Here is a 16,287-nt window from a genome sequence, read left to right as displayed (position 1 = left end):
TTATTAGAATCCAAGGTTTACCCCTACCATAAATATTTTAGAACCCGGATAGTTTCCAAAGTCTTGTCCAGCAGACTGGTCAGGGTTACCCCTTACACCAAAGTTAGACAAAGCAGGATCAATTCCACTATAATTAGTAATTGTGAAAGCATTTTGAGCCTGAACGTAAATTCTCAGCTTATCAATTCCAGTGATTCTTGGAAGAGTATAACCAATCTGGAAGTTTCTGAGTCTCAGGTAAGAACCGTCCTCTACGTAGAAGCTACTTGGTCTTTCACTAAATGTATCATTTTCATCCAAAATTGGGAAATCACCCGTAGGATTAAGCGTTGGATGCCATGATCTCTCAAGTGTTTCTTTTCTTACGTTTGTGTTAAAGAAACGGAATACTTCGAAAAGCTTGTTGTAGTTCATAATTTCGTTTCCTACGGAAGCGAAGAAGAAGATAGAAGCATCCCAGCTTTTGTAGCTCATACCGAGGTTCAAACCAGCGGTGAAGTCAGCCCAGGGTGAGCCAATTACGCCGAGGTCATCATCGTTGATTATGTTGTCGCCATTGAGGTCTTTGAATCTCAGACGTCCCGGAGCAGCACCGTCTTGCTGTGCATGTGCATTTACTTCTTCCTGGCTTTGGAAAATACCGTCAGCGGTAAATCCGTAGAAAGAAGCGATTGGGAAGTTCAACTGGTTGATCTGGGTATTACCGATACGACCACCATTGTTAGAGAAGAAAGACTCAGAGTTGCCATCAATAGAGATAATCTCGTTCTCGAAAGCTCCCAATGCAAGTGTCGCATCAAATGCGAATCCATTTGCATAGGCGTCATTATAGGTAATCGAAAGGTCGATACCTCTGTTTTGCATATCCCCTACATTGATAAAGGCAGGTGATGCGAATCCAGCTGTTCCTGGGTTAGCAGGGTTAAACAGAAGATCCTGTACATCTCTTTGGTACAAGTCCAATACAACATTGATTTTTCCAGCAAATAAAGATGCATCAAGACCAATGTTGGTAGAGATATTTTCTTCCCACTTGGTACCTGAGTTTCCTCTGTTTACCAGGGCATATCCCGTAGCAATAGAACCAGAACCTGTGATGTCATAGAAAGAGTTTGCAGGTCCACCACCGAAACGGTCAAAGGCATTACCGGAAGGAATTTCATCCTTACCTGTTTTACCCCATCCAAATCTCAGTTTCAAATCCTCAATCCAGGCAACATCCTGCATGAAGGATTCATTACTCAGACGCCATCCCAAACTGAATGCAGGGAAGGTACCGTATTTCTCTGTACCGAAGTTTGAAGAACCATCTCTACGTACAGTTGCAGAAACGATATACTTGTCATCAAATGAATAGTCCGCTTTTGCAAAGATAGAAGCAATGGTGCTGAATCCACCGAAGCTATTTACCTGACGAGTTTCAGGGTCAGCAAGACCTGTATTCAAATACCAGCCATCTCTACCATCGGTAAAGTAGTTGTTCAATCCACCACCTATTTGACGGAAGGTTCTTCTGATGGACTCATAACCCGCCAATACTTGTAGATTGTGTACATCATTAAAAGTATTGTCGTATCTCAGGGTGTTGGACCAGGTCCAGTTGAAACCGGTAGAGAAGTTCTCACTCCAACCGTTTACAGTACTTGGCTCTGATTCCTCCCAACTTGGGAAGCTGAAACCTCCATTGAAATTGTTGAAGAAGTCAATACCCAGGCTGGATCTTGCAGTAAGTCCATCTATGATATCAACGGATACAAAGGCATTACCCAAAGCTTTGTAGAATACTCCTCTATTGTCTTTGTTACGGAACTGTCTTGCAACAGGCGTAATACCATTACTCATTCCGTTTGACTTACCACCGGCAAAGTTTTCACCAGATACATCATAAACCGGAATTATTGATTGAGACTTCAGAAGGTTGGTCATGGTATTCTGCTCACTCTGGTTTCCTCCCTGCTGTCCCACACTGTTTGCGCGAGATACGGCAAAGTTTTCACCAAAGGTAAATCTACCTGCTTTGAAGGTCGAGTTTGCACGCAGCGAAGCTCTTTCAAAGTCAGTGTAGATCATGGTTCCATCCTGCTTGAGGTAACCAGCTGAGATGTAGAAACTTGAGTTATCTGTTCCTCCAGATACACCCACTGTGTGCTCAGTCATCAAAGCAGGGTCAAAGGTTTCGTCCCACCAGTCGGTTCCACTTTGATTAGAAGCCATGATCAATTGGTTGGGGAAAGCATAAGAACTCTCATCCACGGATCCTGTACCTCCATAACCACTGGCATTCCAGTCATAATAGTAGGTAGGAATAACTCCACGACCTGCAGAATAAGGTACTCCGGAAGGAATCTCCAATCCAGCATTTTCGAAGGAGCGCCATACGATTTCAGAGTAATCCGCAGGATTTACGATCAGATCGTATTGGCCTACAGGATTTTGAATCCCTACATAGCTGTCATAGGAAACTTTGGTCTTACCTGCTTTACCTTTTTTGGTGGTAACAATGATTACCCCATTGTTGGCACGAGTACCATAGATAGAAGCTGCAGATGCATCCTTCAATACCTGGATAGACTCAATGTCGCTAGGGTTAAGCTGGTTGTTGAAGTTGTCCTTTACAGGAACTCCATCAATTACGTAAAGCGGGTCATTGTTTTGGAAAGATCCGATACCACGAATACGAACTACTGTTCCGGCACCTGGAGCACCAGAAGTAGAAGTAGTCAAACCAGCGGCTCTACCTTCCAATTTCTGGATAAAGCTCGAAGCAGCAACTTCGTTCAATTCTTCGGTATCTACTACAGATACGGCACCGGTAATGTCCCGTTTCCGCTGGCTGGAATATCCTGTTACAACCACTTCATCCAGGGAGAGGTCTGTAACAAGAGCCACGTTGACTGTAGATTGATCACCAACGGTAATCTCCTGAGTAGCATAGGTAGCGAAAGAAAACAAGAGGACGTCGCCAGCTTTTGCAGCAATGCCGTATCTCCCTTGTTCATTTGTGAGGACACCGGTAGTAGTACCTTTCACAACCACAGTCGCCCCGACAAGCGGCTCGCCAGAGTCTCTATCGGTAACTGTACCGGATACATTCTGAGCGATAACCTGCATCGACATCATGCAAAAACAGAGACCCAGGAAAAAGGCTCTACTTAGCATGGAAGGGTATGATTTTCTCATACGTCAGTAATTTTGAGGTTAGGTTAAATAATAGTAATAAATCAATATAGGTCAGCGGGTAGACCCGCAGGACTTTAATATGCAGTAGTATTCAGTATGAGATATAGGAGCAAATAATAGTAGTCCTAGTTTTTCCGTATAAGAGAAAATCCATCTGGATTTTTTTCTTCTCCCCTTATTTCTTAACTTATAAGCTTGTCCAAAACCATTATGGTCTAAGTTACCATAAGCCATGAATAGTCAAATATAGGACTTTTTTCATTAAAAAAAACCTAGCCTCCTAAATATGGATTTATTTTCCTGAATCTATACACCGAATAGTGCAAAGGAGTCGGATGTTAGCGTAAATCCAGGCGAAGATTCAGATTAAGGGTTCGGTCAAGCAGACCAGATTGATTGCCAATTACTTCTGAACGAAAATCATTTCCATTCTGACTCACGGGCACTGCAAACACATATTGCAGGTAATCAACATTTTCCCGATTAGTCAGATTAAATACAGAAATACCTATTGATCCACTACTTCTTCCAAAGGTAAATCCATAATTCAGGCCGAGATCAAGTCGTCCGTAAAAAGGCAGGCGTTTGATGAGGGAAGAGGGGTCCAGTTCGTTGCGACTGGCAATTCTGTTGAGAGATGAGATATCCAGGTAAGCCCTTCCACTACTATAGATATAATTGCCTGAAAGGGTAAATCGCCCCAGTTTGAGAGAATTTACCCATTTGAGTTGATGTCTCCTATCATCCTGGGAAGCAAATGCCGCTCCACCAAATACATCCTCAAACTGATGGGTGGTCTTGCTCAGGGTATATGATATCCAGGAAGTATAGAATTTGCTGTCATAGCCCAGAAAGAAATCGATTCCTTTAGAAACTCCTTCTCCCACATACAGTCTATAATCTTTGCTGATCAAGGCAGAATTGAGGCTGTCTAAACCTGGACTTACCAGGGCATGCTCCACAACTCCATCCAGATTGCGGTAAAAGCCTTCTACATCCAGGGTCCAGGGCCCTTTAGCATGGGTAAAGCCCAGCATATAATTTTCTGAGCTCCCAACCGGATAATTCACCTCATCTGCTGCGATAAAATAATTGACCACTCTTCCCCATTGATTTTCGTGCTGGACTTCCCGCACAAATTGATTACTGATTCCCCATGCTGCCTTCAACTTTATATCTTCCCGCGGCTTATAAGTAGCTTGTAATCTGGGAGAAAAATAAAATTCCCCATTCAGACCATAATAATTTACCCGATGTCCCAAATCCAGAAGCCATGGCCCTCGATTGATGCGATAATTTGCATAAATATTTACCTCAGAGCTTTTGGCATCTCCCGCCAATACTGATTGGGCACTTTGCTCAAAATCCACTTCTGTACTATGCTGTACTCCGTTTAGCCCCAATTCCAGGATGTCCTGGTCAAAATATCTTTTGAGGTTTACTCCTCCTCCGAAATCTGAGATAGAATTGTTTCTTTCATTGATTCGCTCAAATTGACGCGTATTGAAACGAGCCATGCGAAGGAGGGTAGTCTTTATGGAAGTATTTTCCTGATAATCGCTACTAAATACATTTGCTTCCAGCCTGAGATTGGGAGAAAGCAGGGAATAGAATTGCAGGGAAGTTCCTGTGCTGCTCCAGATTTGAGTATCGGTAAAGGTTTCCTGATTGAGAACTGCAAAATCATTGTTGCGACTTTTGAAGTTCAATTGATAGGAGTTAATCAGCTTATCATTACTTCGAAAAAAATTGAGCCGCAATCCTGAGTTCTTTCCCAAAGCCAGATTGAGCTTGGCATTGGCATCGTAAAACCTGAAATCCGGATCAGTAATGACCACATTCAAACGAGTGAAATCAATATTGGCCAATTCATTCAGATTGAGTTCTCTTCCAACAGATTCAAAAAAATCCGTATCAGCTGCATTGCCCAGGGTTGTACGTCCATTCAGAATCAGGCTACTTCCTTTTCCCAGAGGAACTCGCAGGTTCCCAGAGCTGCTCAACAGATTGAGATCAACTTTAGCAGAAAATTCTTCCAGTTTATCCGGGGCTTCCATAAGGATCATTCCTCCTGTTTTTCCTCCGTATTCTAAAGGCAAAATATTTTTGTACAATTCTACCTTATCCAGATAATCAGAACTGATGGATGAGAATATTCCAAAATAGTGGTCAGAGCGATAAATAGGAATCCCATCCAATACGATAAGGGTTTCATCCCCTCCACTTCCCCTTATTTTTAGTTCTGAATTAAGATCATCAAACGCATTTATGCCCGGCAAAAGCTGAAGGGTCCTAACCACATCCGGTCCTGCCAGATTGGAGGCCTGGGCAATCCGTTCAAAATTGGGCGGAAGTCCAGCCAGAGCATCCAGGTCCGGATGGTCTGCATTATTCGCCTGGATCTTAATGGGATCTACACTGAGAGGTTCGGCTTTTAGTTGAAAAATGGATTGTAGAGAAGCACTCCCCACTTTTATTTTCAATTGTTTATAGGCAAAAAGCCTGAAGTTCAGGGTAGCATCCTGGTATCTACGGGGTATCCTCAACTGAAAATTCCCGCTATCATCACTGAGGGTACCAATCCCGGAGTTTTCAATATAAATGGCTACCTGAGAAAGGGGACTCCGATTTTCCCTATCATAAATAGAGCCTTCCAAATACATATCCCAATCCTCATAAACTCGCTTTTGCCTATCATGAACTCTTAAGAGGAATTTTTGCTTCCCGGATCTCTTAAAAATAATCTCATTAGGCTCCAGCAATTTGAACAGAAAGCTTTCCCGGGTATTCCCTTTGTATTCACCAGCTTGTACGGAGATTTCCTTGAAGTCCGTATAAGAATACGCGAATTGCATATCAAATTGGGACTCAAGTCCACCGAGAATCTCAGGCAGGGATTTTTCTTCGGAAAGATTTATCTGATAGGGACTTTGCGCAAAAATGGGCAGAGAGGAAAATAAAAGCAAAGCAAGGCCGAGGCTTCTTAGCTTCGACCACAAGCCATTCAACACCACTTCATATATAAGTGATGCTAAAGGAGCATTTACAGGTTTATGCGAATAAAGCATAGCTTGCTAATAAGATCCCTTCTGCTGTGTATTATTCTTCGCTTATGATGACCCTCTTAGCTTTAATATCGAAAGCCAGATTTAGCGGCCACAAAACATCTTCCAGAACATTCTCTAAATCTCTCCCTTCAAATTCCCCACTATACTCCTCATTCAAATCTACTCCCTGGAAATCTATTTCAACATTGAACTGACGTTTGATTTCTTCCAGTACCTCAATTAAAGGAGTCTTTTCGTAGGTGAATTTATAGTCCCGCCAGCTTGCAAAAGTTGGGATCTCAGATTCCTGTTTGGCCAACTTACCCTGGGGGTTAAGGCTCACAACTTCTCCGGGCGTCAGGATTACTTTCTCAGATTGATCCTGATTACTTACTTCCACCTTGCCTGTTAGACACTGTACTTCAAAGTTTCCTTCCCTTTCGTATACATTAAAGCTGGTCCCCAATACACGAACAGTACCCAGTTCTGTCTTTACCAGAAAATTTTCACCTTTTTCCACTTCAAAGAATGCTTCTCCATCCAGGTATACTTCTCTCTTTTTGCTAAATCCTTTCTCCGAGAAGCGAAGTGAACTGGCTGCATTTAATTCAATAGCAGAAGAATCAGGCAGGACAAAGGCTAAATGTTCTCCATTGGGACTCCTCAATTGAGTTTCTGAAGGGAGGTTTGGGAAGATGAGCAGGATGATAGCAATAGCTGCTGCTATGGCGATCCCTATATATAAAGGTCTTAGTCGTCTCGTTTTTGCCTCCTTTAGCTGCAACTCTGTTCCTGTACTGCTATCAATACGATCCCACAAGTTTTGAGCGTCGATTTTATGAGGAATAGGTGCAAGGAGTTTCAGATTTTCTTCGACAACCTCTTTAGCTTCTTTCACAATGCCCTCCATCTGCGGATGATCTTTCAGCCAGACCTCCCAGGAAGACGCATGCGGGCCAGCTTCCTCTTTCACCCACTGGATGAAGGAGTTTTCAGCTGCCAACTGGAGCGCATCATAGGATAGGTATTCATTTTTCATAGGCAAAGATCATTCTGGGATCTATCGATAAAACAATTCTTCTAAATATTCTTCTCGCTTAATATCTTCATATATAAATCTACATCCACTCACTCCGCTGTGCATAATACTTACACATGTCCCATCTGCATTCTTTGTGTCCAGATGACTTCGATCCAATACGCAATGGCCAAGTTCATGGAAAACTATAAATTCTTTTTCCAACTCACTCGCCTGGGTCCAAAACACAAAATCAATCAGTACCTCATCTGGTAAAGTTGAATTTCTCACGCACTGCCCTCCTACTCCATCCAGGTCCTCAATTTTCCCTTCTAAATCTGAAAAATCCAGGCTCAATCCTCTCATACTTGCTTCCTCTTCAAATCGATCAAAGTAGGGCTTCAGTCTACTGTCTATCACCAGGACCTCATCAGGCTCACAGGCATAAAACAAGGGGATACTCAGCAGGCAGATAAGCAAATATGAGCGAAGATTCATAGATCTTTTTATCATATAAGCTGCGGGTTTTGATTTTGTACTCATAGTTTTTGAAAAAAAATTGTTAGGGCCAGGATTGCCACAAGGATATCCCGCAGTTTTTTGATCCCATTGAAGATCAGATTACGCACAGACTGATAATTGATGTCCATGGCTGCTGCGACTTCCTGATAGTCCATCTCTTCATAAAACTTGAGAAATATAGCTTCGCGTTGCCTGCTTGAGAGTTGTTGCATGGCATTTTTAAGTTTTTCTGCCTGCAAAGCAGATTCTTCTCCTTTAATAAGGAGAGACTCTACCCCTTCTTCCATTCCAAAATCCCCTACTTCAGAGATTTCTTCATTCTTCTGTCCTTTCTGCAATTCTCGGATCAACTTTCGCCTTAGTGACACAATCAAATAAGGCCTGATGGCATTGGTCTCGCCCAGGCTTTCCCGACGCTTCCATATTTCTACAAAGAGATCATGGATACAATCCTGGATCAGGTCTTCATTTCGAGAAAAACGAAGGGCATACTGGAGTAGATACTCCAGGTGAAGATCATAGATCTCCCGCAGGGATTTTTTGTCTCCTGCCTTCAGTTTACTCCAAAGCTCCTGATCCTTCATTGATTTTTTTCAAAATTTATCTAATTGAAAATCAATGCCTTAAAAATTAATTTGATTTTTTTTTTAAGAAAAGTGAGTACAAATTCGATGCCCGCTTCCTTATCTCTGTGTAATTCTTTACTGACAACAAATAACAAAAAAAATTATGACTAATCTCCTTCAAAAAACCTATTTGCTTATCCTCATCGCTGCGATGGGTCTTTTTGTAGCTTGTGAAGAAGACGTAGTACTTAATGAGTCTGTAGTTGAAAACTATGTTACTGATGGAGTTACTGCCCTACATGATGCTAGCGCATGTGGACGTTTTGGTTGCTTTGAATTTGTATTTCCAATTGATATCACACTTGGAGGCAATACTATTACGGTAAATGACTATGATGAATTGAGGACAGAATTAAGAAATTATATCCAGAATAATCCCACCGATTCACTCGAACGTCCCTCTTTGAACTTCCCATTTGATGTAATTAAGGATGATGGTACAATGATAACCATCACTGAACAGTCCGAATTGAGAAGACTCTTGCTGAGTTGTGTGAGAGATTACATTGGAAGACGCCATCGTCGCAATCACCGCGCAGATCGTTGCTTCAGTCTGACTTTCCCGGTAAGCATAGAATTTCCAGATTCTACGGTAGTAAGCGTAGCTGATCGTCAGGAACTCAAACAGGAAATCCGTCAGTGGAAAGCAGACAATCCAGGTTCAACAGATCGTCCTAGCCTGGTATTCCCGATCACTGTGGAACTGGAAGATGGTACAACTCAAACGGTAAATGACAGAACTGAGTTGCAAGCCTTAAAAGATAGCTGCAGCCAGGACTAAAGCATAGCTTAGCTTTTTAATGTTTGATCCCTTTTTCATCTTGGGGAATGATCGAGGGCAGGTAGATGTGTGGCCTGCCCTTTTCCTTTTACTCTTCCTTCAGCTTTCGGCGAATAATCTTGCCGACATTTGACTTTGGAAGCTCATCCCGAAACTCCACATGCTTGGGAACCTTATAAGCCGTAAGGTTTTCTTTACAATAAGCCCGAAGGTCCTCAACCGTTACAGCAGGATCTTTTTTTACCACAAATATCTTTACAGCTTCTGTTGATTTTTCATCCGGAACTCCAATAGCTGCTACTTCCAATACTCCCGGGTGATGCGCTACTACATCTTCAATTTCGTTTGGAAAGACATTGAAACCTGAAACAAGAATCATGTCCTTCTTTCTGTCTACAATCTTGAAGAATCCGTCCTCCCGCATGATGCCAATATCTCCTGTTCTGAACCAGCCTCCCGGAAAGAAGTAGTTTTCATTTTCATCCAGTTTGTTCCAATAGCCTCTCATCACCTGAGGACCTTTTGCACAAATCTCGCCTCTTTCTCCTATCGCCACCTCATTTCCCTGATCATCCAATATTTTCATATCCGTATTAGGAATGGGTACTCCGATGGTTCCGATTTGATCCGTGCCATCATTGGGATTCGTACTCAAAACCGGAGAAGTCTCACTGAGTCCATAGCCTTCAAGAATTGGTTTGCCCGTCCTAGCTTTCCAGGCATCATTCACAGCAACCTGAACGGCCATTCCTCCTCCAGCAGCTAATTTCAAGTTCGAGAAATCAACTTCTTCTATGCCCGGGTGATTGAGCATTCCATTAAATAAGGTATTTACCCCGGTAATTACTGTGAATTTATACTTACTGATTTCCTTGAGAAATCCTTTCATATCACGGGGATTTGTAATCAAGACATTGGTCCCTCCTACGCTGACCATCGCCAGGCAGTTGATGGTAAAGGCGAAAATATGATAGAGGGGCAAAGCTGTAATGATAATCTCTTCTTTTTCCTGAAGCAGGCCACCGTTCCAGGCTTCCATCACCAGCATATTGGCTACCAGATTCCCATGAGAAAGAGTAGCACCTTTGGAAACACCTGTTGTACCTCCAGTATACTGGAGAAAGCCGACATCCTCAGATTTGATTTCTGGCTGAAGGAAGCGACAGTCTGATCCTATGGCCAAAGCCTGCTTGAAGGGAGTAGCTGTAGGCAAACTATAAGCGGGGACCATCTTTTTGATGTATTTCACCACAAAATTTGTCAAAAAGCCTTTAAAGCCGCCCAGCAAGTCGCCTAAACGAGTAAGAATGACATGCTCTATATCAGTATCTGAGATTATTTCATCCAGCTTAGAAGCAAAATTGTCCAGGATTACGATGGCTTTTGCCCCGGAATCTTTGAATTGATGCTTCATCTCCCTTGCCGTATAAAGGGGATTGGTATTCACGACAATCAGTCCAGCACGTACGGCTCCAAAAAGAGCGATGGGATATTGAAGGATGTTGGGCATTTGCAGGGCAATACGGTCTCCTTTTTCCAGTCCCAGATTTTGTAGATAAGCCGCAAAATCCCGGGAAAGTTTATCTACCTCTCCAAAAGTCAGACTTGCACCCATATTTATATAGGCCGTTTGATCTGCATACTTTTCGAAGCATTCATCCAGGATTTGAGCGACGGACTGATAGCGAGTAACATCTACCTCAACCGAAACTCCTGCGGGGTATTTATCGTGCCAGATTTTCTTTTCCATTTTTCGAATTAATATTTTTCCAGCATAAATATACAGAGGCAAAAGTGGCCTTGCAATTCGGTAAATGCTGGAATGTAGCAGCTGTAAAAAAAATCAAGGGGCTTATCCAATAAAAGAATCTCAATTCGTTTTATGCTATGACTATACTTTGCTTATTTTCACAGGATGTTTATAGAAGTAAATTCTGCTAACAGGCGTACAGGTTGGCTGGAGGTCATTTGCGGGAGTATGTTTTCCGGCAAGACCGAAGAACTGATACGCCGAATGCGCAGAGCCCAGATTGCCAATCAAAAGGTAGAGATTTTCAAACCCGCACTCGACACCCGTTATAGTGAAGAGTATATTGTATCTCATAATCAAAACTCCATTCCCTCAAGAGCCGTGAATTCTTCTCAGCAAATTCCTTTGCTGGCTTCGGGTATGGATGTAGTAGGAATAGATGAAGCCCAATTTTTCGATGAAGGAATCGCAAAAGTAAGTCGCGATCTTGCCAATCAGGGCATACGGGTGATTATCGCAGGATTGGATATGGATTTTCGGGCTGAGCCCTTTGGTCCCATGCCTCAATTACTCGCCATGGCCGAATTTGTAACCAAAGTTCATGCAATCTGCCAGGTATGTGGGAGTCTGGCAAATTTCTCCTATCGACTTACAGAAGAAAAGGATACAGTAGTTTTAGGGGAAAAGGATGCTTATGAGCCCAGGTGCAGGCATTGCTTTTTTGGGGAGTAGAAGACGTATTAGGGTGTTTGAGTATTAGGGTGTTAGCAATCAGGCCTTAACGCTAATACACAAACACCCTAACACGCAAACACTTTCTTTACCTACTCACCACCGTAGGAGCCTTCAAGGGCTCGCAACCACAATCATGTGGTGCCATATCCTTGCTGATTCCTTTGAAATCATTCTCAGCATCCAGGTTAGCAAATTTTGCTCCTTTGTTATTTACAATACAGATTTTGTATTCATCTTTTACAGTTCCATCTGCATTCAGGGTTTCAGGATCAATGATACCATCATAGAGGATATCTGGTACATCTTTTTTGAATTTGGAAAATAAGAGGAGCCCTATTTTACTTTTAAAGGTAGGACGCTTTCTCTCTCTCTCATAGGAATTATCGTGAATGTATATGCCGGTTGGATAAGGATAGTATTCCTTATCATTGATTTTCCTCTCAGACATAAAATAACTCACAATTGAGGTACCTGCTGTCCGGTTATTGCTTATCTCATTATCATAGACCTCCACATTATTGGTAGCCAAAATCATGATACCTGTACCGGGAGGTACTGTTCCTACGATATTTCCTTTGGGGGCGAAGTTCTTATAGTTATTGTTATAGACCTTGTTTTTATAAACACGCACATTGCCTCCTTTTTTCTTGGGAAGGTCAGGGAGGTCAAAAACGAGTATCCCACCGGTATTTTCGGTTGCTTCGCAATTATAAACATCTGCTAATGTTGAGTTTTCTATCTCTATACCTGCCACATTGCGATAAGCCCTGGAGTTTCTTACGACAATATCATGCGATTGTCCGACATATATTCCGGCATCACTTGCTCCAATAGCTTCACATCCATCAATCAGGACTTTCTTACAGCTAACCGGATAGATGCCATACGCTCCATTGGTCTTTTTAGGTTTTCCGGTCCACTCTACCTTTACATTTTCAAAGCTAATGCCATCTACATTCATGGCTTTTATATTATCACCAGAAGCATCCTGGATGGTCAGGTTACGGATAATAATATTTTTTGAATTGGTAATCCGCAGGCCTTCAGCACCTTCTTTTTGGGATTTGAATGTCAACGTACTTTTGTCCATACCCGCTCCTTCAATGATTACATTGGTCTTTTCATCCAGGCTCAGGGTTTTTGATATAGAATGTGTGCCTTCAGGGATTTGAATACGTTCGCCATCTTCAGCGAGAATTAAACGAGTCTGAATTTCTTTTTCTACTGCATTTTGACCCACCGAAATCGAGAAAATACCGAAAAAAGAAATGAGTAGTAATAAGTATATTTTCATTTTGGAAAATTATTTAAAAAACTCTTCTGAGCAGAAAAAATATTTTGTTTGTAAAGAGGAATTTAAAAGATATAGCCTTTAATTTACGTAAATTTCAACATATACCTGCATTTGAGGTAGTTTTTGATACTTGTGAAAAGAAACAATTTTATAAAAATCCGAACATCGGAAAGGCTTATTTATAAATCATTTTTTTCATTTTATTCAAAAAAACCTATGTTGCAACTAATTGAATAACTGAAAGTTATCAATTGAAATACTGAATGGTTGTTTAAATGAGGTGTATGACTGATCATACATAAAGCACAAGCTACATGGGAAGAAAAAGCAAGGCAAAAGTCAGGCAAAAGGAAATTCTGTCTCATTTCTATGACGTTATCATAGATGAAGGTTTTGAAGGGGCCTCCATAGCAAAGATCGCAAAACGTATGGATGTAAATCCAAGTTTGCTGATCCACTATTTCTCCACGAAAGATGCGATGGTAGTAGGATTGATGGACCACATTGTGTCCACCTATTCGGCTCAACTATTTCCGGACTTTTCCAAAGTTACAGACCCAGCAGAACGGTGGGAGGATGTCATTGATGTGAGTTCCAGAATCCAATGGGATAGAATCATGAATAGTACAGTGTTCTTTAGTTTTTATACACTGGCTCTCAGGATGCCCGAGATCAAGCAAAGATTCAATGCCCTTTATGATGGCATTTTAGAAACACTCACTGATGAAATTGGCCAGGCTTCTAAAGCAGGAGTTATAAAGGTCGATAGCCCTAGCCAGGCTGCTGAAAAAATGGTATCAATTATAGAAGGTTATAATTTTTACTACAATCTCAAACCAGATGGAGACGATGCTGATAAACGAGCAGAAGTTCTCAAAGGTGTTTTGAGTGGGCTTTTTGCCTAATATCAGGAAGGATTATCACGCCTACTTCTTCCTGAACAAAAATGGGACTTTATTCCCATAACTTATTTCCTGCCCTAAAACCGGATTCAATGTTTAAACTTGAAGATTTTCCTGCAAAGCTTGCAGTAGGAAAGGGATATTGCGTGAAATAAACTTGCATATATACCGCTTTCAGCCTTATTTTTGAAACACAACAGAAATTATCTCGTTTTCACTATAGCAATTCATTTAAATTAGAAATTTAGAAATCGAGCTTTAATGTTAATTCTTATGCGAAATCTCATTGTTTTAATCACTCTTGCAAGCTTTGTTCTTTTCTCTGCTTGTACGCAGGAAAAAGCTGCTGATACATCTTCCACTGTGGCGGCTACCAGCACAAATACAACTGCAACTCCTCCTGCACCTGTAAATGCAGCACCTGTAACTCCTCCTGCTACCGCTGCTGCTCCTGCAGTTAGCTGGGAAGCTGATGGAGACTTGCATGACTTTGGACAAATTCCTCAGTCAGTACCTGCAACTCACCGCTTTGAGTTCACAAACAACGGAGATACTCCTTTGACAATATCTAATGTTAAGCCTAGCTGTGGTTGTACTGCCGCTAACTACACAACTGGATCTGTTCTTCCTGGACAAAAAGGTTTTGTAGAAGCTACTTACAATGCTGCTAGCCCTGGAGTATTCAGCAAGTCTATCACTGTTCGCTTCGGAGACGAGTTTCAGCCCATTAACCTGAGACTGAAAGGTGAAGTTAATACTGCTCAGTAGTATTAAGTAAAAACATATAAAAACTTGTGCATTTTCGGATGCGCAAGTTTTTTTTATTGTAGCATATCCTTCAAGCTGTTACTTTTGTGAAAATTATTGTCCTTGGACCCGCACATTAGTAATATCATAGAATCCATCATCTTTACTGCCGAGCAACCGGTAAAGCCAGACTTTCTCCTGACAAGTCTGAAAGCCAGAGAAGATGGAAATGCAGAAGATAAAGCTGCCAGCCTTGAATTGAAGAAAGAGCAATTGCAGGAGATCCTTGATGCTCTTATTGAAAAATACAAGGATGAGCGCTATCCCTTCGAAATCCGCCATATTGCTGAAGGCTATCAGTTCTTTACCAAAAAGACCTATTTCCCCTTTGTCAAAAAGGCCAGCCTTCAAAAAAACAAAAAGCGACTATCCAAAGCTGCTTTAGAAACCCTGGCTATAGTTGCTTATCGCCAACCTATTACCAAGTCGGAATTAGAATTTATCCGTGGGGTAAATTGCGATTATGCTGTTCAAAAACTTCTGGAGAAACAGCTCCTAAGTATTCTTGGACGTGCCGAAGCTCCCGGGCGACCCTTACTATATGGTTGCAGTCCCTATTTTATGCAGTATTTTGGGATGAAAGATATGTCTGATCTTCCCAAGCTCAAAGAGTTTGAGCAACTGGAAGAAGAACATCTGGAACTTTTCCGTCAGCACCAATTAGATAAGAAGGAAGAATCAAATGAGCAAGCGAAAACAGTCGAAGTCGAAGCAGAACCAAAAGAAAACGGAGAAGCCCTTCTGGAAGGAAGTGGGCCAGAAGAAACGGAAGCCCCGGAAGAACAAGCAGGTGATTGACCCTGCTAAAAGCAAGTTGCCTCCCAAAAAGACAGAAAAAAAATCTGGCCCCCAAAAGGAAAAAAAGCCCGTTGAACCGATTCGCCTGAACCGTTTCATCGCGCAGGCAGGCGTTTGCTCCCGCAGAGATGCAGACAAACTTATTTCTGCAGGTGAGGTCAAAGTTAATGGAGAAGTAAATACGGAAATGGGGATGCGCGTCCATCCCTTTAATGATGTCATTGAATATAAAGGCAAACGACTACGGGTTGAAAAATTTGTCTATATCCTCCTCAATAAGCCTAAAAACACCATCACGACCACCGATGACCCTCAGGGTAGGAAAACGGTTCTGGATATTGTAAAAAACACTACAGATGAACGAATTTTTCCTGTAGGCAGACTAGACAGAAATACAACAGGCCTTTTACTATTGTCTAATGATGGTGCATTGGCAAAGAAAATGACGCACCCTTCTCACAAGGTCAAGAAAATCTACCACGTCCGTCTGAATAAAGAAGTAAGCGAAGAAGATATGGAAAAACTTCTAACAGGAATCGAGTTGGAAGATGGACCTGCAAAAGTAGATAAGATTGATTATGTGATTGGAAAGGAAAGAGATGAAGTAGGAGTTGAAATTCATATCGGAAGAAACCGCATTGTCAGACGCATGTTTGAGCATATGGGATATCAGGTGGTAGGTCTCGATCGTGTTTCAATTGCCCACCTGACCAAAAAGAACCTTCCAAGAGGAAAATTCAGAAGCTTGAGCGATAAGGAAGTCGCTTTCCTGAAAATGATTTAGGCTCACCAAATAAATTAAACAAAGCAAGCGGGAGATTACTAAC

General features: G+C 41.8%; 13 protein-coding genes. 6 read left to right on the top strand and 7 right to left on the bottom strand.

Features of this window, described 5'->3' with window-relative positions:
* Window positions 1-3 precede the first annotated feature (3 nt).
* From R8P61_01280 to R8P61_01260, 5 genes are all read right to left on the bottom strand, one after another.
* Complete coding sequence (locus R8P61_01280) at window positions 4-3,180, bottom strand: TonB-dependent receptor (GenBank protein MDW3645678.1); 3,177 nt, start codon at window positions 3,178-3,180, stop codon at window positions 4-6.
* 338 nt (window positions 3,181-3,518) lie between these two features.
* Window positions 3,519-6,248: a carboxypeptidase-like regulatory domain-containing protein gene (locus R8P61_01275; GenBank protein MDW3645677.1), complete on the bottom strand. Its 2,730-nt coding sequence runs from the start codon at window positions 6,246-6,248 to the stop codon at window positions 3,519-3,521.
* 31 nt (window positions 6,249-6,279) lie between these two features.
* Window positions 6,280-7,266, bottom strand: a complete 987-nt coding sequence (locus R8P61_01270; protein MDW3645676.1) for a FecR domain-containing protein — start codon at window positions 7,264-7,266, stop codon at window positions 6,280-6,282.
* A 21-nt stretch (window positions 7,267-7,287) separates the two neighbouring features.
* On the bottom strand, window positions 7,288-7,788 hold the full coding sequence (locus R8P61_01265) for a hypothetical protein (GenBank protein ID MDW3645675.1): 501 nt from the start codon (window positions 7,786-7,788) through the stop codon (window positions 7,288-7,290).
* Window positions 7,785-8,351 (bottom strand): sigma-70 family RNA polymerase sigma factor, encoded by a 567-nt coding sequence (locus R8P61_01260; protein ID MDW3645674.1) that lies wholly within the window; start codon window positions 8,349-8,351, stop codon window positions 7,785-7,787. Before R8P61_01260 ends, R8P61_01265 begins: the two co-directional genes overlap by 4 nt.
* Before the next feature lie 145 nt (window positions 8,352-8,496).
* Between R8P61_01260 and R8P61_01255 the strand changes: the two genes are divergently transcribed.
* A complete protein-coding gene (locus tag R8P61_01255; GenBank protein MDW3645673.1) occupies window positions 8,497-9,174 on the top strand; it encodes a hypothetical protein in 678 nt (225 codons plus the stop codon).
* 88 nt (window positions 9,175-9,262) lie between these two features.
* Here the strand turns inward: R8P61_01255 and R8P61_01250 are convergent, their stop codons facing one another.
* On the bottom strand, window positions 9,263-10,924 hold the full coding sequence (locus R8P61_01250) for an AMP-binding protein (protein MDW3645672.1): 1,662 nt from the start codon (window positions 10,922-10,924) through the stop codon (window positions 9,263-9,265).
* Window positions 10,925-11,089: 165 nt separating this feature from the next.
* Between R8P61_01250 and R8P61_01245 the strand changes: the two genes are divergently transcribed.
* On the top strand, window positions 11,090-11,656 hold the full coding sequence (locus tag R8P61_01245) for a thymidine kinase (GenBank protein MDW3645671.1): 567 nt from the start codon (window positions 11,090-11,092) through the stop codon (window positions 11,654-11,656).
* 88 nt (window positions 11,657-11,744) lie between these two features.
* Here the strand turns inward: R8P61_01245 and R8P61_01240 are convergent, their stop codons facing one another.
* The gene (locus tag R8P61_01240) at window positions 11,745-12,953 is read right to left on the bottom strand and encodes a parallel beta-helix domain-containing protein (GenBank protein MDW3645670.1); all 1,209 of its coding nucleotides are present in this window, start codon (window positions 12,951-12,953) and stop codon (window positions 11,745-11,747) included.
* 314 nt (window positions 12,954-13,267) lie between these two features.
* Between R8P61_01240 and R8P61_01235 the strand changes: the two genes are divergently transcribed.
* The 4 genes from R8P61_01235 (at window position 13,268) to R8P61_01220 (ending at window position 16,244) form a co-directional block, all read left to right on the top strand.
* Complete coding sequence (locus R8P61_01235; protein ID MDW3645669.1) at window positions 13,268-13,858, top strand: TetR/AcrR family transcriptional regulator; 591 nt, start codon at window positions 13,268-13,270, stop codon at window positions 13,856-13,858.
* Between the two features lie 270 nt (window positions 13,859-14,128).
* Entirely contained in the window at window positions 14,129-14,623 is a 495-nt protein-coding gene (locus R8P61_01230) for a DUF1573 domain-containing protein (protein MDW3645668.1), read from the top strand.
* Between the two features lie 102 nt (window positions 14,624-14,725).
* Entirely contained in the window at window positions 14,726-15,460 is a 735-nt protein-coding gene (scpB, locus tag R8P61_01225) for an SMC-Scp complex subunit ScpB (protein MDW3645667.1), read from the top strand.
* Complete coding sequence (locus tag R8P61_01220; protein ID MDW3645666.1) at window positions 15,453-16,244, top strand: pseudouridine synthase; 792 nt, start codon at window positions 15,453-15,455, stop codon at window positions 16,242-16,244. The genes scpB and R8P61_01220 overlap by 8 nt, the downstream gene beginning before the upstream one ends.
* The last annotated feature ends 43 nt before the right edge of the window (window positions 16,245-16,287 follow it).

Source organism: Bacteroidia bacterium (assembly GCA_033391075.1).
GTDB lineage: Bacteria > Bacteroidota > Bacteroidia > J057 > J057 > JAWPMV01.
Note: the sequence above shows the minus strand (reverse complement) of the source record. Positions and strands in the feature narration are given on the sequence as shown.